General features: G+C 73.2%; 21 protein-coding genes and 3 tRNA genes. 9 read left to right on the top strand and 15 right to left on the bottom strand.

Annotated features, from left to right (window positions below; all coding sequences use genetic code 11):
- Positions 1-33: 33 nt before the first annotated feature.
- Both ACWDVG_RS00455 and ACWDVG_RS00450 read right to left on the bottom strand, forming a co-directional pair.
- Positions 34-1,473, bottom strand: a complete 1,440-nt coding sequence (locus ACWDVG_RS00455) for an FGGY family carbohydrate kinase (RefSeq protein ID WP_451694701.1) — start codon at positions 1,471-1,473, stop codon at positions 34-36.
- A gap of 29 nt (positions 1,474-1,502) precedes the next feature.
- On the bottom strand, positions 1,503-1,817 hold the full coding sequence (locus tag ACWDVG_RS00450) for a YtxH domain-containing protein (RefSeq protein ID WP_451694700.1): 315 nt from the start codon (positions 1,815-1,817) through the stop codon (positions 1,503-1,505).
- Between the two features lie 137 nt (positions 1,818-1,954).
- On the opposite strand from ACWDVG_RS00450, the gene ACWDVG_RS00445 reads away from it, so the two are divergent.
- The 4 genes from ACWDVG_RS00445 to ACWDVG_RS00430 all read left to right on the top strand — a co-directional run bounded on the left by ACWDVG_RS00445 (position 1,955) and on the right by ACWDVG_RS00430 (position 3,204).
- A tRNA-Asn gene (locus ACWDVG_RS00445) sits at positions 1,955-2,027 on the top strand.
- Positions 2,028-2,032: 5 nt separating this feature from the next.
- A tRNA-Asn gene (locus ACWDVG_RS00440) sits at positions 2,033-2,108 on the top strand.
- Positions 2,109-2,270: 162 nt separating this feature from the next.
- Positions 2,271-2,347 (top strand) — tRNA-Ile (locus ACWDVG_RS00435).
- A 272-nt stretch (positions 2,348-2,619) separates the two neighbouring features.
- Positions 2,620-3,204, top strand: a complete 585-nt coding sequence (locus ACWDVG_RS00430; protein WP_451694698.1) for a BLIP family protein — start codon at positions 2,620-2,622, stop codon at positions 3,202-3,204.
- 76 nt (positions 3,205-3,280) lie between these two features.
- Here the strand turns inward: ACWDVG_RS00430 and ACWDVG_RS00425 are convergent, their stop codons facing one another.
- The 8 genes from ACWDVG_RS00425 to ACWDVG_RS00390 all read right to left on the bottom strand — a co-directional run bounded on the left by ACWDVG_RS00425 (position 3,281) and on the right by ACWDVG_RS00390 (position 8,820).
- On the bottom strand, positions 3,281-4,210 hold the full coding sequence (locus ACWDVG_RS00425) for a hypothetical protein (RefSeq protein WP_451694696.1): 930 nt from the start codon (positions 4,208-4,210) through the stop codon (positions 3,281-3,283).
- A 23-nt stretch (positions 4,211-4,233) separates the two neighbouring features.
- Positions 4,234-4,674 (bottom strand): hypothetical protein, encoded by a 441-nt coding sequence (locus ACWDVG_RS00420; RefSeq protein WP_451694694.1) that lies wholly within the window; start codon positions 4,672-4,674, stop codon positions 4,234-4,236.
- Between the two features lie 182 nt (positions 4,675-4,856).
- Positions 4,857-5,510 (bottom strand): GAP family protein, encoded by a 654-nt coding sequence (locus ACWDVG_RS00415; RefSeq protein WP_451694692.1) that lies wholly within the window; start codon positions 5,508-5,510, stop codon positions 4,857-4,859.
- A gap of 16 nt (positions 5,511-5,526) precedes the next feature.
- Positions 5,527-6,360: a class II glutamine amidotransferase gene (locus ACWDVG_RS00410; RefSeq protein WP_451694690.1), complete on the bottom strand. Its 834-nt coding sequence runs from the start codon at positions 6,358-6,360 to the stop codon at positions 5,527-5,529.
- A gap of 121 nt (positions 6,361-6,481) precedes the next feature.
- Entirely contained in the window at positions 6,482-7,744 is a 1,263-nt protein-coding gene (locus ACWDVG_RS00405; protein ID WP_451694688.1) for a DUF2254 family protein, read from the bottom strand.
- Positions 7,745-7,777: 33 nt separating this feature from the next.
- A complete protein-coding gene (locus tag ACWDVG_RS00400) occupies positions 7,778-7,963 on the bottom strand; it encodes a CsbD family protein (protein WP_451694686.1) in 186 nt (61 codons plus the stop codon).
- Between the two features lie 47 nt (positions 7,964-8,010).
- Complete coding sequence (locus tag ACWDVG_RS00395; RefSeq protein ID WP_451694684.1) at positions 8,011-8,310, bottom strand: SHOCT domain-containing protein; 300 nt, start codon at positions 8,308-8,310, stop codon at positions 8,011-8,013.
- A gap of 39 nt (positions 8,311-8,349) precedes the next feature.
- The gene (locus ACWDVG_RS00390; protein ID WP_451694682.1) at positions 8,350-8,820 is read right to left on the bottom strand and encodes a DUF6325 family protein; all 471 of its coding nucleotides are present in this window, start codon (positions 8,818-8,820) and stop codon (positions 8,350-8,352) included.
- Between the two features lie 262 nt (positions 8,821-9,082).
- On the opposite strand from ACWDVG_RS00390, the gene ACWDVG_RS00385 reads away from it, so the two are divergent.
- Entirely contained in the window at positions 9,083-9,718 is a 636-nt protein-coding gene (locus tag ACWDVG_RS00385) for an HdeD family acid-resistance protein (RefSeq protein WP_451694681.1), read from the top strand.
- 27 nt (positions 9,719-9,745) lie between these two features.
- On the opposite strand, the gene ACWDVG_RS00380 is transcribed toward ACWDVG_RS00385, so the two are convergent.
- The 3 genes from ACWDVG_RS00380 to ACWDVG_RS00370 all read right to left on the bottom strand — a co-directional run bounded on the left by ACWDVG_RS00380 (position 9,746) and on the right by ACWDVG_RS00370 (position 11,414).
- Entirely contained in the window at positions 9,746-10,285 is a 540-nt protein-coding gene (locus ACWDVG_RS00380) for a DUF2267 domain-containing protein (protein ID WP_451694679.1), read from the bottom strand.
- 101 nt (positions 10,286-10,386) lie between these two features.
- Entirely contained in the window at positions 10,387-10,785 is a 399-nt protein-coding gene (locus ACWDVG_RS00375) for a DUF2267 domain-containing protein (RefSeq protein ID WP_451694678.1), read from the bottom strand.
- Between the two features lie 194 nt (positions 10,786-10,979).
- On the bottom strand, positions 10,980-11,414 hold the full coding sequence (locus tag ACWDVG_RS00370; protein ID WP_451694676.1) for an Hsp20/alpha crystallin family protein: 435 nt from the start codon (positions 11,412-11,414) through the stop codon (positions 10,980-10,982).
- Between the two features lie 142 nt (positions 11,415-11,556).
- Between ACWDVG_RS00370 and ACWDVG_RS00365 the strand changes: the two genes are divergently transcribed.
- Positions 11,557-12,252 carry a type III effector protein gene (locus ACWDVG_RS00365; RefSeq protein WP_451694675.1) on the top strand — a complete coding sequence of 232 codons (696 nt, stop codon included), beginning with the start codon at positions 11,557-11,559 and terminating at the stop codon, positions 12,250-12,252.
- A 40-nt stretch (positions 12,253-12,292) separates the two neighbouring features.
- Here the strand turns inward: ACWDVG_RS00365 and ACWDVG_RS00360 are convergent, their stop codons facing one another.
- Positions 12,293-14,350 carry a phosphocholine-specific phospholipase C gene (locus tag ACWDVG_RS00360; protein ID WP_451694674.1) on the bottom strand — a complete coding sequence of 686 codons (2,058 nt, stop codon included), beginning with the start codon at positions 14,348-14,350 and terminating at the stop codon, positions 12,293-12,295.
- A 388-nt stretch (positions 14,351-14,738) separates the two neighbouring features.
- Positions 14,739-15,155 carry an organic hydroperoxide resistance protein gene (locus tag ACWDVG_RS00355; protein ID WP_451694672.1) on the bottom strand — a complete coding sequence of 139 codons (417 nt, stop codon included), beginning with the start codon at positions 15,153-15,155 and terminating at the stop codon, positions 14,739-14,741.
- A gap of 116 nt (positions 15,156-15,271) precedes the next feature.
- Between ACWDVG_RS00355 and ACWDVG_RS00350 the strand changes: the two genes are divergently transcribed.
- From ACWDVG_RS00350 to ACWDVG_RS00340, 3 genes are read left to right on the top strand one after another with little or no spacing between them, the layout of a single operon-like run.
- Positions 15,272-15,760 (top strand): MarR family winged helix-turn-helix transcriptional regulator, encoded by a 489-nt coding sequence (locus tag ACWDVG_RS00350; protein ID WP_451694671.1) that lies wholly within the window; start codon positions 15,272-15,274, stop codon positions 15,758-15,760.
- Positions 15,761-15,820: 60 nt separating this feature from the next.
- Positions 15,821-16,321 carry a GNAT family N-acetyltransferase gene (locus ACWDVG_RS00345; protein ID WP_451694669.1) on the top strand — a complete coding sequence of 167 codons (501 nt, stop codon included), beginning with the start codon at positions 15,821-15,823 and terminating at the stop codon, positions 16,319-16,321.
- Positions 16,318-17,598 (top strand): MFS transporter, encoded by a 1,281-nt coding sequence (locus ACWDVG_RS00340; protein WP_451694668.1) that lies wholly within the window; start codon positions 16,318-16,320, stop codon positions 17,596-17,598. The genes ACWDVG_RS00345 and ACWDVG_RS00340 overlap by 4 nt, the downstream gene beginning before the upstream one ends.
- Positions 17,599-17,601: the final 3 nt, after the last annotated feature.

Below are 17,601 nucleotides of genomic sequence, written 5' to 3'. Positions count from 1 at the left end.
CGGCGAGCCTGGGAGCCCCGCAGCGCCGCCCTCCTACGCCCCGAACGCGCCCGGGTGGAACTGATCCCGCGTGGCCACGTACTGCTGCCGCACCGACTGGCCGACCGGCAGCTCCTCGCCCGGCTCCAGGACCTGGGCGGCGGCGCCCTGCCAGGCCGGGGGAGCGGTCGGGGAGAGCGTGCCCCGGGCGACCCCGAGGGCCCAGGCGGCCTGCTTGGCCGCACCGATCGCCGCGTAGTCGGCCGGCTGGGGGACGACGACCTGCGCGCCGAAGAGCGCGGGCGCCAGCACCTGGACCGCCGGAAGGGCGGCCGCCGCACCGAGCAGGAAGATCCGCCGCACCTCGACCCCGCGGCCGCGCAGCACGTCCAGGGCGTCGCCCAGGGCGCACAGCATCCCCTCGAACGCGGCCCGCGCCAGGTGTTCGGGCTTCATCGACTCGCGGCGCAGCCCGGTGAGGGTGCCGGCGGCGTGCGGCAGGCTCGGGGTCCGCTCGCCCTCCAGGTACGGCAGCAGGACGAGCCCGGAGGCGCCCGGGGTGGACTTCAGGGCCAGCGCGGAGAGCTCCTCCAGGGAGTCGAGGCCCAGCATCTCGGCGGTGCCGCGCAGCGTCCGCACCGCGTTGGAGGTGTGCACGACCGGCAGGTGCATGCCGGTGGCGTCGGCGAAGGAGGTGATCATGCCGCCCGGCTCGGCGAGCGCCTCGTGGTGCACGGCCATCACGGACCCGGACGCGCCGAGCGAGACGACCGCGTCGCCCGTGCCGAGGCCGAGGCCGAGCGCGGCGGCCATCGTCTCGCCCGTACCGGCCGAGATGAGCAGCCCCTCGGGCGTGGTGCCGGCCGGCTCGGCGGGCCCCAGCACCTCCGGCAGCACGGCCTGGTGGCCGAGGGCCAGCTCGACGAGGTCGGGGCGGTACGTGCCGGTGCGGGCCGACCAGTAGCCGGTGCCGGAGGCGGCGCCGCGGTCGGTGGTCCGCCGTGCGGGCCTGCCGAGCAGCTGCCAGACCAGCCAGTCGTGCGGCTGGAGCACGGCGGCGACCCGCTGGGCGTTCTCGGGCTCGGTACGGGCCAGCCAGCGGAGCTTGGCGACGGGCAGCCCGGACTGGGGGACGGTGCCGACGGCCTCGGCCCAGGCGCCGCGCCCGCCGAGCGACTCGACGAGATCGGCGGCGGCGATCTGCGCCCGCTTGTCGTTGCCGACGAGCGCGGGCCGCACGAGGCCGCCCGTGGCGTCGAGCGGCACCAGGCCGTGCTGCTGCGCGGAGACGCCGATGGCCTCCACGCCCTCCAGGAGGCCGCCGGTCGCGGCCTCCCCGAGGGAGAGCAGCCAGGCCTGCGGGTCGACGTCCGAGGCCTTCGGCTCGCCGGGATGGGGGGCGTACCCCTGCCGCAGTACGGCACCCGTGTCCGTGTCACAGACGACGATGCGTGTGAACTCCGCAGAGCTGTCCAGTCCGGCGACTATCCCCATGACAGAGATTCTGCCGCACGCACGGCGGTTCAGGTGTTGCTGGTGCCCCAGTCGTCGTCCTCGTAGACCCGCCCGTTGGCCCGGCTGCGCTCGCGCAGCGCGTGCAGCCGGTCGGTCACGGAGGACGGCAGCCGGTCACCCACCTTGTCGCCCACGACGTGGGCCGCCTTGCCCGCGAACTGCCGCCCGGTGAGGGCGGCGGACTCGGCGGCGTTGCGCACCGCCGGGTTCTGCGCGAAGCCCTGCGCGGACTTCTTCATCTGCTCGTACCGCTCGCGACCTGCCCGCGTCCCGACGACGTACCCGACGGCCAGTCCCGCGACGAACATCAGCTTGTACCGCATGGCTGCGATCCTTCCCCGAAGCGTCCTGGGGGAACCGATTGGCGGAGCACCCCCCTGCTTGCGCTAATGTATGTGTCGCAGCGAGCGAGCGCCGCCCGGGAAGGCCCGAGGTGGATCCGTTCGGTGCAACGCAGCAATCCCCTGTAGCTCAATTGGCAGAGCAGCCGGCTGTTAACCGGCAGGTTACTGGTTCGAGTCCAGTCGGGGGAGCGCGATCCCCTGTAGCTCAATTGGCAGAGCATTCGGCTGTTAACCGGAGGGTTGCTGGTTCGAGTCCAGCCGGGGGAGCCAACGGAGAAGGACCCTTCGGGGTCCTTTTTCGCGTTCCGGGGAACCGCGCGGGGCGCGGCGGGGTCTTCACGGTCGAGCAGAGCCGATCTTCCGGAGCAGGAGATCGTATGAGCGGCTATGCTGCGGCAGACGGCGCGCACACTTGTACGCGCCTGACCGCACGGGGCGGTAGCTCAGCCGGTTAGAGCAGCGGACTCATAATCCGTCGGCCGTGGGTTCGAGTCCCACCCGCCCCACCACCGCCCGTGGCCGCAGGAAGGATTCACCTGCGCCCGCGGGCTCTTTCACGCCACGGTGACCCACTGTGACCCGCATCACGGGAACGACACGCCGGGACTCACCCCAATGCCCTCCGTTGGAGCAGCGGAGCCCCGCGGTCCGGCCGCGCCCCCACCCCGTACGCACCGCCCCGCCGGATCCGGCCACGGAGAGTCGGCGGAGATCACCGGAAGAGTGCGCTCGTCAAGGATGGCGTGCGTCCGGGAGATACCCGACAGAAGGGGTGGAGAGCATGAAGAAGACATGGTGGGCCGCGGTCACCTGCGCCGCGGTGGGGGCGGCGATGCTGGGCGGCACGGGCGCCGCGCAGGCGGAGACCACGGCCTTCAGCTTCACCGTCCAGGAGTACGAGGCGGTGCCCTTCGGCGCCGACCAGGCCACGGTCTGGCAGATCGTCGTCGGCGCGGAGCAGTCGCCTCCGCCGGGCTCCGCGAGCGGTTGGTGTGACCGCTCCACCTGGACGATCCAGTGCTTCACCAAGAGCGGCGACTACGTCCCGTACGCGAACTTCAACTTCAACGACGCGGGCCAGCTGTTCTCGAAGCAGAACGACTACCTCTACAAGCCGGTGGCTCCGGCGATGACGCGCGCGATGTACAACCAGGTTCAGGTGGGCATGTCCGAGGCGCAGTTCTGGTCGATCGTGCCCAGGACGACCTGCGTGGTCACCCAGGAGGCCTACCCCAACTGGCCGTCCACCACCGGCCACAGGCTCGAGTACGACTGCGATGCCGCGAAGGGGCTGTTCCCGCCCGTCGGGTTCTTCCACCTGACCGACGGCAAGGTCACGTGGAAGTACCAGCGCGGCCTGCTCTGAGAGGAGACGCCACGAGGCTCCGCCCCGGTTCGGGGGCGGAGCCTCTCGGTGACGCGCCCGGAGTCGCCCCGACGCCTCAGTCCGCGCGGAAGGCGACGCGGACCGCGTTGCCCGCGGGGAGCACGAGCACGCTGCCGCCCGCCTCGGACCAGTTCTCGGGGATGAGGAACATCCGGCCGTTCACCTCCGCCAGGAGGCGCAGGCCCTCGTACCGGTACCGGAACCGCTGCGGGTGGTCGGCTACGGGCAGGACGGTCTCGCGTGCCTGCCGCGGCGGGAAGTGGAGCCGTTCCGTCGTGTCGACGGTCACCGCCGGGCGCAGCCACAGGTTGCGCGCCAGATACCGGGCGTCGTCGTCGCCGTGCTGCTTCGCGTACGCGTGGACCGCCCAGAAGGACGAGAGGCCGACCAGCGCGGCGACGAGCGCGAGCGCCAGCCGCTCGCGCGCCACCGGGTAGTCGGCGCCGCTCAGCTTGAAGAACAGGGCCCTGCCGTACACGACCAGGACCAGTCCGCTGCCGAGCAGCAGCGGGGTGTCCATCGCCCCGGCGTTCCACGCGCCGAGCCCGCCGAGCATGCCGAGGGCGAAGAGGGCCAGGCCGCAGACCGAGACCAGGTACGGCGCGAACCGGCCGCCCGGCGGCAGGCCGCCGCTCCTCGCCCCCACCGCGCGGGCCCCGTAGTAGACCAGGACGGCGACCAGGGCGACGGTGAGCGCGGCGCCGGCCGGTACGTAGAGGGCGCCCGCGCTGCGCAGCGCGTAGTCCTGGGCGGAGAAGCCGAGGGTCGCCGCGTCGACGCCGAAGTGCGCGTAGAGGGCGTTGGTGTAGGCGAAGCCGAAGTACAGCAGCAGGGCGCCGATGAAGGTGGTCGGGGCGAGCAGCGTGGCGAGCGTGAGGGCCCAGTTGCTCCAGGGCCGCCCCTCGCCGCCGGAATCCGCCTCGGCCGTGAGGGGCGGCCCGTCGGCCGTGGGGCCCCCGTCGTCCCGCCGGTTCCCTTCGGCCATGCGGCCCCCTTCGCTCGGGCGGCTCAGCCGAGCCCGCCGGACTCGCCGGTGCCCCCGTCGGTGGTTTCCCCGGTGGTCGTCTCTCCGGTGGTTGTCTCCCCGGTCGTCGTTTCCCCGGTGGTTGTCTCCCCCGTGGTCGTTTCTCCGGTGGTCGTCTCCCCGGTCGTCGTCTCCTCGGGGGTCGTCTCGCTGGGAGGATTCAGCTGTACGGAGAGGGCGTCCCTGTCCTCGCCCCTGAACCCGCCCTCGTCCCGAAGCGTCACGCAGATGAGGCGCGGCTGGTTGGAGGTCACCGTTCCCTGCCCTTCGGGGAAGCTGAAGGACACCTTGAAGGCGAGCTTCCCCTGCTTCGGCGGCACGGTGACGGTCTGGCTCGGCGGGTCGAGGGGCTGAGGGTTTCCGTCCGGCGAGCAGTCCACGACCGCCAGCGTGCCCACGTACGGCTCGGACGACGGATTCTCCACGAACTTCTCGTAGCTGTACGGAAAGGTGCCCCCGAACTCGTCGGAGAGCCGGCCCGCGCGGCTGAAGCTTCCGCTGTCCTTCTCCCGCCTCCGCCGCTCCTGCGCGTCCGCCTCCTGGTCGCCTCCCCCCCGTCGTCCCGGCGGTGGATCGGCACGGGCGACCGTCGATGCGCGACGTCGGCTCAGTTGACGAGGCGGTAGATGCTTCGGCCGACGAGCCAGAGGCCCAGGAGCAGGCAGATGAGGACGATGGCGGGTTCCTTGTGGCGCAGCAGGCGGGTGCGCAGGGTGAGGAGGGTGTGGCGGGACGTTTCGGGGGAGAGCACCGTGTACGTCTCCATGGCGAGCAGGGTCGATGTGGCCAGGAGGCAGAAGAACGCGAGGGCCACGAAGGAGCCGCCCTCGGAGAGGTTCGCCTGGACGATCGTGGTGGCCGCGGCGCCGACCATGCCCCAGGGCTGGAGGAGTACGGCGAGCACGGCGGCGGACCAGACGGTGGCGCCCTGGCCCCGGGACTCCGGGGGCGGTGGCGTCGGCGCGCCGGCGGCACGGCGGTTGCGGCGGCGTCGCCACTCGCCGTAGCCGACCAGGCCCACGCCGATGACCAGCGTGGCCACGAGCGCGGCGACGGACGGCGGGGAGCGGGGCGGGGGCGGCTCGCCGCCCGTGAGGAGGAGGACGGCCGCGGTCACGGCCCCCAGGCACGCCAGCCAGGCGACGATGAACGCCGCGCCCTTCCGCGCCCCCTGCGGCGAGGCCAGCACCAGGGCGAAGGCCATGACGGGGAGCGGGAAGAGCGTGACCGCCAGCCCGATCAGGACCAGGTCGAGGACCATGGCGGCACCGCCCGCGTCACGCCGCTGCCGGGGCGAAGGGGCGCAGCTCGTCCTGGCCGGGCTGGACGACGCCGTAGGTGCTCTCCGGCACCTCGTTCCACGCGCCGGGCAGGTCACCGAGGGGCTCGGACACGATGAGGCGGGTCTCCTCGGAGATGTCCTGGAGGAACGTGACGTCGGGGTGCAGTCGGCGCAGCGCCTCCACCCGGCTGCTGTAGAACAGCGACCGGGAGGCGCGGGCGCTGGAGTAGCGGAAGGCCCAGGTGCGGGTGCCGTCCGTGATGGCCAGCGTCATCTGGAGCGGGTGCTCCACCCCGTGGTCGCGGCCGACGCGCTCCACCACGCCCGCCATGCGGGCGACGGCGGCGGGCGGGTCCTCGTCGAGGCCGAAGGTGAGGGTCAGATAGAACATGACCTCGGAGTCCGTCGTTCCCTCGATGTCGGTGTACAGCGCGGGGTCCACGAGCATCGTCAGGTCGCGGCGCATGAGGTGGAACCCGGAGATGGCGCCGTTGTGCATGAACATCCAGCGGCCGCGCCGGAAGGGGTGGCAGTTCGACTGCTGCACCGCGGTGCCGGTCGACGCCCGGATGTGGGCGAAGAACAGCGGGGAGTGGACGTGGTCCGCCAGCTCCCGCAGGTTCCGGTTGCTCCAGGCCGGGCCGATCTCCCGGAACAGGGCCGGTGAACCGGTGCCGTCCGAGTACCAGCCGACGCCGAACCCGTCACCGTTGGTGGTCTCCACCCCGAGTTTGGAGTGCAGGCTCTGGTCGATCAGGGAGTGCGCCGGTTTGTAGAGGATGGTGTCGAGCAGTACGGGAGTACCCGAGTAGGCCAGCCATCGGCACATGTGTCACCACCTGGGTCCGTGCCGCGTTCCGGGCGGGTCGCGCCGGGCGGGGCGTCCGGTCTCCCATTCTCGGCCTCCTCGTCCGGTGGTGCCACGTGTGCGCCCGCGGGGGCCGTCCGGCTCAGGTGTCCGCCCAGACGAGCGGGTACGCCTCGCTGCCGGTCCGCTCGACCCAGCGGAGCCGCTCGCGCACGAGGGGGCGCCGGGCGGCGGGGGCCCGCTCGGCGAGGCCGCGCAGGAGGTCGCGGACTCCGCGCAGGGCCATCGGTGACCCCTGGGCGGCGAGGATCACGTCGTCGACGGCGGTCCGGACGTACCGCCCCCATCCGGGCGTCGGCACGCTCACCCTCGTCCGGCCGGCGGGGTCGGCGAAGCGGCCGACGTCCAGGTCGCGGTCGGCGAGGAGCGCGAGCAGGCCCCCGAGGCGGTCCAGCGCCTCCACGGCCGTGGCCGGGTCGTTCACCGCGGGTGACAGGGCGCGCAGCGCGATGTCGGCGAGGAGCCTGAAGGGCAGCTCGGGGTCCTGGTCGAAGGTCCGCTCGACCCCCGTCGACAGGGCCGCGCGGAGCGCCCCCTCCCCGGCGCCGCCCGGGGTCACCCGGCCGATCACCGTGCCGTCCGTCAGGGTCGTACCGGGACCGACCAGGAAGGCGACGGAGAAGTCGTGCCGCCGGGCGGCGTCGAGGAGGGCGGGTACGTCGATGCCCTGGAGCACGGCGGGCGGCCCCGCCCACCGGACGGCCACGCCGGAGTCGGCCACGGGGGTGCCGGTCACGGGGGAGGGCGGGGCGGCCGCCGTACCCGGCGGGGCGTACGGGCGGACGTACAGGGCCGCGTACAGGCGGTGCGCGCGGGCGGCGATCGCGGACAGCGACTCGCCGAGCTGGATCGACTCGAACGCCTTCATCTGGAGCGTACGCATGAGGACGAGCGCGACGAGGGCGAGGGCCATGGCCGTCCCGGGGACGAGGACGGAGACGTCCTTCCGGGATCCGATGGCGATGCCCGAGGTGACGCAGAAGACGAAGACGCCGATGGTGAGGGCGAACGTGCGCCAGACGATGGGCTCCTGGCGGAACAGGTTCAGGCGGGGGGTGAACGTGCTCGCGGAGAACTGCACCACCAGGAAGAGCACCGAGTAGATGATGCTGACCAGGCTGATGACGCCGAAGCCCAGGGTGAACAGCACGCCCACCACCCGGCCCGCGTCCGCCTGGGGGCCCGCCGTGATCACGGGGGCCAGCAGCCCCAGCCCCAGACCGACGACCGCGCACAGCAGCTGGGACAGGTCCCTGCGCAGGCGGCGCGAAGGGCGCCGGAGCGACGTGGCCCACCGCCGTCGCCGCTGCGCGCGACGGGCGGAGGCCGGTGGCGGTTCGGGCATCCGGCCTCCTCCTGGGTCAGCCACGGCCGCGCGTCAGGAGTGGTCCCTCCTGAGCGAGTCACGGACGCCGCGGGCGCGTTCGCGGACCTCCCGTACGGCCGACCGGGCCTTCGCCCTCGCCTGGTCGGTCCTTCCCTCCGTCTCCAGCCTGCGGTCGCCGGTGATCTTTCCGGTGACCTCCTTGATCCGGCCCTTGAGCTTGTCGGTGACACCGCTCATGTCCGTACTTCCTTCACTGCATCGGTTCGCCCGGCCGCCGTCGCGGCTCAGGACTCGAGGACGCGGCGCTTCTGCGCCTCGAACTCCTCCTCGGTGAGCACGCCCTGGTCGCGCAACTGGCCGAGTTGGTGCAGCTGGTCGATCTTGGCGTCCATGGGTGCCGCAACGGGCGGAGCCGCGGGGGCCTGCGGGGCGGCGGCGGGCGCGGCCGGCGGCTGCGCCACGGCCTGCGCCTCGCTCTGCCGGGCCCAGCGGCCGGCCTGGCGGCGCGAGACGCGGTTGGAGACGGCGGTGGCCGTACCGGAGATGACGGCGGTACGGGCGACGCCGCGCAGAAGGCCGGGCATGGCGGAACTCCTTGTCGTCGGGTGGGTGGGGGAGAGGCGTCAGGCCGCGGAGCTCTTCTGCTCGGACTCCTGGGACTCCAGCGACTCCAGGGACGCCAAGAGGTCCGGGAGGGGGATCCGTCCGCCGGCGACGAGCCGGGCGCCGCTGCGGCGCAGCGCCGTCGCCAGCGGCGCGGCCCAGACGTTCTCGTACACGAGCACACCCGCCGAGCTGCCCGGTTCGAGCACGGCGGCGGCCTCCCGCAGGTCGTCCTCGCCGAGCAGTCCGGAGGAGGCGCCCTCGAAGACGGCGAGGTCGAGTTCGCCGTCGCCGTCGAGATCGGCGATCTGCAGCGCGGTGACGGAGCCGTCCGTGTCCTTGCGCAGGAAGGAGAGGTCGAGGATGCGGATGATGCCCCGGTCGACCAGGTCGATCAGGCGGGACAGTCCCTCTCCGGTCATGCGGTTGCCGGGGAACTCCAGGACCAGGTAATCGACGGGCCCCACCTCGGGAACCTCTTCGGCGTCCATGGTGCTTCCTCCGTTCGTCGGGCCCGCTCCCGGCGGGAGCCCGAGGCCCGCCTGTCCGGACCACCGGTCACACCCCATCGTCACCGCTCCCTCCCGCTCCTCGCACCTCGAGAGGCGGTGGGACGGGCGGGACGGGCGAGTCGGGCGGGCGAGTCGGGCGCGTCGGGCGGGATGCGGGGCGAAGGCGCACACTTGTGCTGGAGCTTGGCGGGGCACCCGCACGGGTGGGGGAAGTTCGACCTGACCGGCGGCAGGAGGACACATGGCAACGTCACAAGGCCCCGCGCCCGCCGTCGACCACGGCGTCGACCCCGCCGTCGACCCCGAGGAGCAGCTGGCACGGCTCGGCCGCTCGTGGGTGTGGCTGTTCGGCGCCGCCATGGCGACGCTCGTCCCGGGCGTCCTCGCGCTCGTCTGGCCCGACGTCACCCTGCACGTCCTGGCCGTGCTCATCGGGGTGTACCTGCTGCTGATCGGCGGCTTCCGGTTCGTGGCCGTCTTCGGGCGCGAGAGCGACCGCGCCCCCGGCCTGATCGTCGCCGTCGTCTGCGTCCTGGGCGGGGTGCTGTGCCTGCGCAACCCGCTCCAGACGATCGCCGCGCTCTCGCTGATCACCGGCGCCGCCTGGCTGGTGTCGGGCATCGTCACCCTGTACACGGCCATCGCCGTCAAGGGCATGCCCCACCGGGGCGTCGTGATGGGCGTGGCGGCCCTCGGCATCGTCGCGGGCGTCGTCGTCCTCGCGCTGCCGACGGAGTCGGCCCGGGCCCTGACCAGGCTGCTCGGCCTGTGGCTCGTCCTCCTCGGCCTCGCCGAGACCGCGGTCGCGCTGGCGTGGCGTTCCACGCTGCGCAGGGCGGGCGTCACGGGCCGGGACGCGGCGGGCCCGGCCCTCTGACGTCCGGTCCGGGGCGGAGCTCGGGCCTCAGGCGGCGTCGCGGTCCCGCGTGCGGCCCGCGCCCGAGGGGAGGAGTTCGGCCCTGCCGAAGAGGAGGGCGTAGCCCGGGGGGAGCTGGTCGACGATGCGGTCGGTGAGGTCGGGGCCGGCCAGGTGGGCGACGGGGGCGAGGACCGCTCCCACGTCCCAGCGGGTGGTGGCCGGGCTGCCGCCGGTGCGGCGGGCGAGGTCCTTCACGAACTCCCAGCCGGTGAGCGGGGTGGTGGCGGGGACCTGGGCGGTGAGGGTCAGGGCCGCCTCGAACGGGAGGCGGGCGGCGAGTTCGACGCGTTCGTCGCCGACGAGCTGCCGTCCCAGCGCGGCGAGGACGGCGCGGACCGCTGTCTCGGCGCGTTCGCGGGTCGGGTAGGCGCCCTCGTACCGGATGCGTTCGAGAAGGGCGGTGTACGAGACTCCGCCGCGGTCGGGCGTGGGCACGGCGCTCGTGGTGCCGGCGGTAGCGGTCGTGGTGGTGCCGGCGGTTGCGGTCGTGGTGGTGTCGGCGGTGGTGGTGGTCGTGACGGTCATGGGGAACGAGGTCGCCGTTCTCTTCGGGCCCGCCGGGTGGGCGGGCGGAGCGAACAGGTGTCGGAGCGGGCGGTGCGGGGGCGTGGGGCGGCGCGCCGGGCTCACCGCGGAAGGTGCGGCCGGCCGAAGAGCAGGTCGTATCCGGGCGGGAGCTGCAGGAGCATCCGGGCCGTGAGTTCCTCGCCGGCCGCGTCGGCGGTGACGCTGAGCACGGCGCTGACGTCCCAGGCGGCCGTCCGTTCGGTGGCCCCTTCGATCCAGGCGGCCGTCGCCCGGACGAATCGTTCCGGTGAGAGCGGTTCGGCGGCCTGGAGCGGGTTGAGCAGGACGACGGCGAAGGTTTCGGGGAGGCGGGCGGCGAGCGCGGCCCGCACGTCGCCGACCAGATGGGCGCCGAGCAGCGCCAGTACGACCCGGGCGGCGCGCTCGGCTTCGTCCTGCGTGCCGTAGTCGCCGCGTTCCCGGACCTGTTCGAGGAACGCCTGCCATCGCAGTCTCATCGCTACCCCTTCGTGGACGGGGGGATGCGGGGCGGCCGGAGCGGAGGGGCGAGAAGGGGAGGGCTGTCGCCCTTCGCCGCCTCCGCGTCCGGCCCGTGGCGGCCTGGGCCGTCTCGGTCTCCGCGTGATCCGAGAAGAGCCGTTTCGGTGCGCCGTCTCGGTGCGCCGTCTCGGCGTGATCCGAGAGGAACGGCCTAGCCGCTGATCTGCCTGCGGTCGTCGCCGCTGCTGATGCTGATCTTGCGGGGCTTCGCGCGCTCCGCGATCGGAATGCGCAGCGTGAGGACGCCCGCCTCGTAACTCGCCGCGATCTTCTCCGTGTCGAGGGTGTCGGCCAGCATCAGCTGGCGGGAGAAGACGCCGAGGGGCCGCTCGGACAGCTCCATCTGCACGTCGTCGGCCTTCTCGACCGGTCGGCGTTCGGCCTTGACCGTGAGCATGTTCCGCTCGACGTCGATGTCGATCGCGTCGGTCGAGACACCGGGCAGGTCCATCATGATCACGTATGCGTCGCCCTCGCGATACGCGTCCATGGGGACGGCGGAGGGACGGGACCACGTACCGGTCGAGCCCAGCATCTGCTGCGTGAGGCGGTCGAGTTCGCGGAACGGGTCGGTGCGCATCAACATCGTGGAACACCTCCAAAGGTTCAGGCAGTGATGGCCAATGCGCTTCACCTGACACCGTTGTAACATGTCAACGGATGGATGACAACTGGACTGTCATCGAAACGACGACATTCGAGCGACGACATTCGGAGAGCGTGATCCCATGGGTGAAGGCGGCGACCCCGTGACCTTCCACGCCGCGCTGGCGGCGCTCGCCGCGATGGACGAGACCGTCCGCGCGGCCCGCTCCGCGAGCGCCCCCACCGCCACGGAGCCCTCGGGCGCCCCGGCCGCCTCGCCGGGCCCGGGTGCCTCCTCGGCCCCGGCCGCCTCGTCCGAGGAAGCGCTCGCCGCGCTGCTGCTCCTGCGCGAGCTGCGCGAGCAGTTGGCCGGCTGGGAGCCCGGCCTCATCGAGGCCGCCCGCGAGGCGGGCGTCAGCTGGGCCGATCTCGCCGAGCCCCTCGGGGTCACCAGCCGCCAGGCCGCCGAGCGCCGTTACCTGCGCGTACGCCCCGGCCGCCCCGGCGCCACCCGCGAGGAGCGCGTCCAGGCGACGCGCGACCGCCGCGCCGCCGACCGCTCCGTCACGAGCTGGGCCCGCGACAACGCCGCCGACCTGCGCCAGCTCGCCGGCCAGATCACGGCCCTCGACCGCCTCCCCGCCGCGCTGCGGCGCGACCTCAGCCAGGCCCTCGCCGCCGACGATCCGGCCCGCCTCCTGGAGCCCCTCGCCCGCGCCCGCGCCACCCGGCCCCGGCTGCCCGCCGACCTCGCCGCGCGCGTGGACGGCCTCGCCCGCCGCACCACCGACCTCCGCAACGAGAGCGACCAGCGCCGCTCCGGCACCCCGCAGCCCTGAGGCCGCCGGGGCCGGAGGGCCGGAGCGTCGCCGGGGCGGGTCAGGACGTGCGGATGCCCGGGTCCGAGTGGCTCGGCGCGCCCGTCTCGACGTGGGCCGCGAGGCGGCGGAGGTAGTCGGGGTAGGCCGGGGTGGTGATCGTGACGTCGTACCAGTGGTGGGCGGCGGAGACGTCGAGGGAACGGGTGACCGTGGCGCCCCTGGCGAGCTGGACCGAGACCGGGGTGCCCGCGTAGGCGTCCGTGAGCGTGAGGGTCACGGAGGCCGTCGTCGGGTTGGTGAGGGTGAGATCGAGGGTGCCGGTGGTGGCGTTGTGCCGGGCCCTGACCTCGGGGACCAGGGTCTTGCCGGGGGAGCGGAAGCGGCGCAGGAAGCCGTTGGGGCCGTGGACCGTGAGGTCGGTGAGGCCCTTGGAGTACTTGGTGTTCCAGGTGTCGGAGATCGTCTTTCCGGCCTCCGTCGTGTACGTCCAGGGGGCGTCCGTGCGGTTCGCCGAGGTCACGTAGAACTGGGCGCCCGCGGCCGGCCCGCCGCTGAAGGTGAGGCGGTAGGTGCCGGCGGTCGTGTCGGCGGCGCCGTCGACGTACGGGGCGTAGGCCAGCGGGCGGGTGGGCTTGCCGCCCGGCTCCTGCCGGGGCATCGAGCCGACGGCCGGGGCGGTGGCGGGGAAGTCGGGGTGCCGGCTGCGGTCCGGCGGGTAGTAACCGGCGGTCGACGGGAGCGGCGCCGCCTGCGTGCTGGAGCGGCCGAAGTCGAAGGCGGAGGTCAGGTCGCCGCAGACGGCCCGCCGCCAGGGCGAGATCTGGGGCTCAAGGACGCCGAAGCGGCGCTCCATGAAGCGGATGACCGAGGTGTGGTCGAAGGTCTCGGAGCAGGTGTAGCCGCCGGTGGACCAGGGCGAGACGACCAGCATCGGGACGCGGGGGCCGAGGCCGTAGGGCCCGGCGACGTACCCGGTCTTCCCCGGGAAGTGGTCGAGCGCGGTCGGCGTCGTGGAGAGGCCCTGCGCGGCCGAGGCCGGAACGTACGGCGGGACGACGTGGTCGAAGAAGCCGTCGTTCTCGTCGTACGTGATGAACAGCGCCGTACGGGCCCACACGTCCGGGTTCGAGGTGAGCGCGTCGAGGACCTGGGAGATGTACCAGGCGCCGTAGTTCGAGGGCCAGTTGGAGTGCTCCGAGAAGGCCTCGGGGGCGGCGATCCAGGAGACCTGCGGCAGCCGCCCGGCCTGGACGTCGGCGCGCAGGACGTCGAAGTAGCCGTCGCCCGCCTTGGCGTTGGTGCCGGTGCGGGCCTTGTCGTGGAGCGGGTTGCCGGGCTGGGCGTTGCGGTAGGCGTTGAAGTAGAGGAGGGAGTTGTCCCCGTAGTTGCCGCGGTAGGCGTCGCTGATCCAGCCCCAGGAACCGGCGGCGTTCAGGCCGTCGCCGATGTCCTGGTAGACCTTCCAGGAGATCCCGGCCGCCTCCAGGCGCTCGGGGTAGGTCTTCCAGCTGTAGCCCGCCTCGGCGTTGTTGAGGACCGGGCCGCCGCCCGTGCCGTCGTTGCCGGTGTGGCCGGACCAGAGGTAGTAGCGGTTCGGGTCGGTCGAGCCGATGAACGAGCAGTGGTACGCGTCGCAGATCGTGAACGCGTCGGCGAGCGCGTAGTGGAACGGGATGTCCTCACGGGTGAGGTACGCCATCGTCGCCTTGGTCTTGGCGGGCACCCAGTTGTCGTACCGGCCCTTGTTGAAGGCGCTCTGGCCGCCGGCCCAGTCGTGGTTGAGGCCCTGGAGGAACTCCATGCCGAGCTTGGCGCTCTCCGGCCGGAAGGGCAGGGTCTCGGTCTTGCCGTCGGACTGGTGCCAGACGGACTTGCCGCTCGGGAGGGTCACGGGGCGGGGGTCGCCGAAGCCGCGCACGCCCTTCATCGCGCCGAAGTAGTGGTCGAAGGAACGGTTCTCCTGCATCAGGACGACGATGTGCTCGACGTCCTGGAGGGTGCCGGTGGAGCCCTGCGCGGGGATGGCGGCGGCGCGGGCGATGCTGTCGGACAGCATGGTCAGGGCGGCGGCGCCGCCTGCCAGCTGAAGGAACCGGCGGCGATCGAGATCGACCATGGGGAGTTGCCCTCCGGAGTGGGAGCGGACGGGTACGGGTGCCTGCGGTGCGCGTGCCTGGCGGTGCGGGTGGTGCGCGTGCTGCGGTGCGCGTGCTGTGGTGCGCGTGCCTGGCGGTGCGGGTGGTGCGCGTGCTGCGGTGCGCGTGCTGTGGTGCGCGTGCCTGGCGGTGCCTGCGGTGCCTGCGGTGCCGGGCGGGGTGGCCGCGAGGCGCCCCAAGGACAGCGCCCGCGCCCCACGTACGGGCAGCCGCCCCATGACTGCCCGCCGTACGGAAGGCGAACCCCTTGTGCGCGTACGGGAAGACCCCCGGCGCACAGCGATGCGCGCCGGGGGTCTTCCCGTACGGGGGGCGGCCCCTCGCCTACGGGACCACTGGACTACCGGACTACTCGACGACGAGCTCGACCGCGATGTTGCCGCGGGTCGCCTTCGAGTACGGGCAGAACGCGTGGGTCTTCTCCAGGAGGGCACGACCCGCCTCGCCCTGGAGGTGGTCCGGGAACTCGGCGCGCATGACGACCGCGAGGCCGAAGCCGCCGTCCGCCGCGTCCTTGCCGATCGAGACCTCGGCGGTGATGGAGGCGTCCGCGATGTCGATCTTCTCCTGGCGGGCGACGAGGCCCATGGCGCTGGCGAAGCAGGCCGCGTACCCGGCGGCGAAGAGCTGCTCGGGGTTGGTGCCCCGGCCGTTGCCCCCGAGGGCCTGGGGGTGGGCGAGGGGGAGGTCGATGTGGCCGTCGGAGCTGACGGCGCGGCCCTCGCGGCCGTTGGCGGTGGCGACGGCGGTGTAGATCGCGTCCATGGGGTTCCTGTTCCTCTCGGCGGGGTGAATGCCCGGGTGGTGCCTCTATTGATAGCGCACTATTAAGTTGTGCGCAATTCAATTGCGAGTGAGAGGCCGTCGCGTATCCTGGGGGCATGGAGACGCTCGACACGGTCCCCGACGGAGAGTTCCTCCGCCTCGACCACCAGATCTGCTTCTCGCTGCACGCGGCCACCCGCGCCTTCAACGGCGTCTACCGCGAGGCCCTCAAGGAGCTGGGGCTCACCTACCCCCAGTACCTGGTGATGCTGGTCCTCTGGGAGCACGGGGAGCTGCCCGTCAAGGGCATCGGGGAGCGCCTCCGGCTCGACTCCGGGACCCTGTCGCCGCTGCTCAAGCGGCTCGAGGCGGCCGGGTACGTGGAGCGGCGGCGCAGCGCCGAGGACGAGCGGTCCGTCACCGCGCGCGTCACCCCCGCCGGGGCCGAGCTGCGCGAGAAGGCCCTCGGCGTCCCGCGCCGGATCGCCGCCGCGACCGGCCTCGACCTGGGCGAGATCGTCGAGCTCCGCGAGCGCCTCAACGCCCTGGCCGCCCGGCTCGACGGCGTCGACCCCGACGACCTCGCCGCCTGCGGCGGTGCCTGACGGCGGGGTTCGGCCGCGCTCGTAAGGATCGCCGCTCAAGGTCACCCCTATACTCGCCCCATGTCCGAGATCACCGTCCGGCGCGCCACCGCCGAAGACGCCCCGCGGCTCACCCGGCTCGTCCGGAAGTCCGCCGCCTACCGGGGCGACTACGCCGCCATGGTCGAGGGGTACCGTGTCGGCGGCCCGTACATCGAGCACCACCTCGTCCACGTCGCCGTCGACGCGGACGGCCTCGTGCTCGGGTTCTACGCCCTCCTCGCCGACGAGGCCGAACTCGACCTGGCCTTCGTCGCCGACTCCGCGCAGGGCCTCGGCATCGGCCGGGCGCTGATGGTCCACATGACCGAGCAGGCCAGGGCCGCCGGGCTGGACGGGGTGCGGGTCGTGGCGCACCCGCCCGCCGAGGAGTTCTACCTCCGCACCGGCGCGCGGCGGGTCGGCACCGTCCGGGCCGCCGGGCGGATCCACTGGGACCGCCCCGAGCTGCGGTACGACCTCACGCACCCCGCCCCCGCTCCCGCCCCCGCCGCGGACGAGGTCCGGACCGGCGCCGCGTGACCGCCACCGAGAAGCGGGGGAGGGAAGGGGCCGAGGAGCAGGAGCCGCCCCGCCGCAGGCTCCTCGCCGACCTGACCCCGCTGCGGACCTCCGCCCACTACCGCCGCCTCTGGTTCGGGAGCACCATCTCCTGGGTCGGGCAGGGCATGACGACCCTGGCCATCTCCCTCCAGGTGTACGACATCACCGGCTCGCCGTTCTCCGTCGGGCTCGTCGGCCTCTTCTCCCTCGTCCCGCTCGTCGTCTTCGGCCTGTACGGCGGCGCCGTCGCCGACACCGTCGACCGCCGCAAGCTGGGCCTCGCCAGTGCCGCGGGTTCCGCCGTGCTCTCCGCCGCCCTGGCGGCCGCCGCCTTCGCGGGCTTCCACCGCGTCTGGTTCCTGTACGGGATCGTGGCGCTCCAGGCCGTGTGCGCCGCGCTCAACTCGCCCGCCCGCACGTCCATGATCCCCCGGCTCCTGCCGGCCGAGCAGCTGCGCGCCGCCAACGCCCTCAACTCGATGGTCATGACCTTCGGCACGCTCGTCGGCCCCAGCCTCGGCGGCCTGATCGTCGGCCTGGCCGGCTACCAGACCGCGTACCTGATCGACGCCCTCGCCTTCTCCGCGAGCCTGTACGCGATGTGGCGGCTGCCCTCGATGCTGCCGGACCGCACCGGGACCAAGCGGGCCTCCGTCCTCGACGGACTGCGGTTCCTCGCCACCCGCCCCAACCTGCGCATGACGTTCCTCTCCGACTTCTGCGCGATGATCCTCGCCCACCCGCGCGCCCTGTTCCCCGCGATCGCCGTGCTGTGGTTCGGCGGCGACGCGAAGACCACCGGACTCCTCGTCGCCGCGCCCGCGTTCGGGGCCCTGCTCGGCGGCGTGCTGTCCGGCTGGCAGAGCCGCATCCGCCACCACGGGCAGGCGATCCTCGTCTCCGTCGCCTGCTGGGGCACCGCCATCGCCGCTTTCGGGCTCACCCGGAACCTGTGGCTGGGACTGCTGCTGCTCGCCCTCGCCGGCTACGCCGACACCGCATCGATGATCTTCCGCAACACGATGATGCAGGTCGCCGCGCCGGACGAGATGCGCGGCCGGCTCCAGGGCGTCTTCATCGTGGTCGTCGCGGGCGGCCCCCGGCTCGGGGACTTCCTGGCGGGCTCGGTCGCCGATCTGACCTCGCCGACCGTGGCCGTCACGGGCGGCGGCCTCGCCTGCGTCCTCGCGATCGGCCTCCTCGCCCTCTACGCCCGGAACTTCCGCCGGTACGACGCGCTGAACCCGACGCCGTAACGG

The sequence above is a fragment of the Streptomyces sp. NPDC003327 genome, assembly GCF_053589515.1.
Note: the sequence above shows the minus strand (reverse complement) of the source record. Positions and strands in the feature narration are given on the sequence as shown.

Bases quoted from the DNA above. Each gene is read 5' to 3' on its own strand.
- ACWDVG_RS00415 (WP_451694692.1), bottom strand. From the start codon at position 5,510: ATGGTCCTCGACCTGGTCCTGATCGGGCTGGCGGTCACGCTCTTCCCG.
- ACWDVG_RS00355 (WP_451694672.1), bottom strand. From the start codon at position 15,155: ATGGACGCGATCTACACCGCCGTCGCCACCGCCAACGGCCGCGAGGGC.
- ACWDVG_RS00410 (WP_451694690.1), bottom strand. From the start codon at position 6,360: ATGTGCCGATGGCTGGCCTACTCGGGTACTCCCGTACTGCTCGACACC.
- ACWDVG_RS00380 (WP_451694679.1), bottom strand. From the start codon at position 10,285: ATGACCGTCACGACCACCACCACCGCCGACACCACCACGACCGCAACC.
- ACWDVG_RS00390 (WP_451694682.1), bottom strand. From the start codon at position 8,820: ATGGACGCCGAAGAGGTTCCCGAGGTGGGGCCCGTCGATTACCTGGTC.
- ACWDVG_RS00405 (WP_451694688.1), bottom strand. From the start codon at position 7,744: ATGCCCGAACCGCCACCGGCCTCCGCCCGTCGCGCGCAGCGGCGACGG.
- ACWDVG_RS00350 (WP_451694671.1), top strand. From the start codon at position 15,272: ATGGAGACGCTCGACACGGTCCCCGACGGAGAGTTCCTCCGCCTCGAC.
- ACWDVG_RS00375 (WP_451694678.1), bottom strand. From the start codon at position 10,785: ATGAGACTGCGATGGCAGGCGTTCCTCGAACAGGTCCGGGAACGCGGC.
- ACWDVG_RS00430 (WP_451694698.1), top strand. From the start codon at position 2,620: ATGAAGAAGACATGGTGGGCCGCGGTCACCTGCGCCGCGGTGGGGGCG.
- ACWDVG_RS00370 (WP_451694676.1), bottom strand. From the start codon at position 11,414: ATGTTGATGCGCACCGACCCGTTCCGCGAACTCGACCGCCTCACGCAG.
- ACWDVG_RS00365 (WP_451694675.1), top strand. From the start codon at position 11,557: ATGGGTGAAGGCGGCGACCCCGTGACCTTCCACGCCGCGCTGGCGGCG.
- ACWDVG_RS00395 (WP_451694684.1), bottom strand. From the start codon at position 8,310: ATGCCCGGCCTTCTGCGCGGCGTCGCCCGTACCGCCGTCATCTCCGGT.
- ACWDVG_RS00360 (WP_451694674.1), bottom strand. From the start codon at position 14,350: ATGGTCGATCTCGATCGCCGCCGGTTCCTTCAGCTGGCAGGCGGCGCC.
- ACWDVG_RS00425 (WP_451694696.1), bottom strand. From the start codon at position 4,210: ATGGCCGAAGGGAACCGGCGGGACGACGGGGGCCCCACGGCCGACGGG.
- ACWDVG_RS00450 (WP_451694700.1), bottom strand. From the start codon at position 1,817: ATGCGGTACAAGCTGATGTTCGTCGCGGGACTGGCCGTCGGGTACGTC.
- ACWDVG_RS00400 (WP_451694686.1), bottom strand. From the start codon at position 7,963: ATGAGCGGTGTCACCGACAAGCTCAAGGGCCGGATCAAGGAGGTCACC.
- ACWDVG_RS00455 (WP_451694701.1), bottom strand. From the start codon at position 1,473: ATGGGGATAGTCGCCGGACTGGACAGCTCTGCGGAGTTCACACGCATC.
- ACWDVG_RS00345 (WP_451694669.1), top strand. From the start codon at position 15,821: ATGTCCGAGATCACCGTCCGGCGCGCCACCGCCGAAGACGCCCCGCGG.
- ACWDVG_RS00385 (WP_451694681.1), top strand. From the start codon at position 9,083: ATGGCAACGTCACAAGGCCCCGCGCCCGCCGTCGACCACGGCGTCGAC.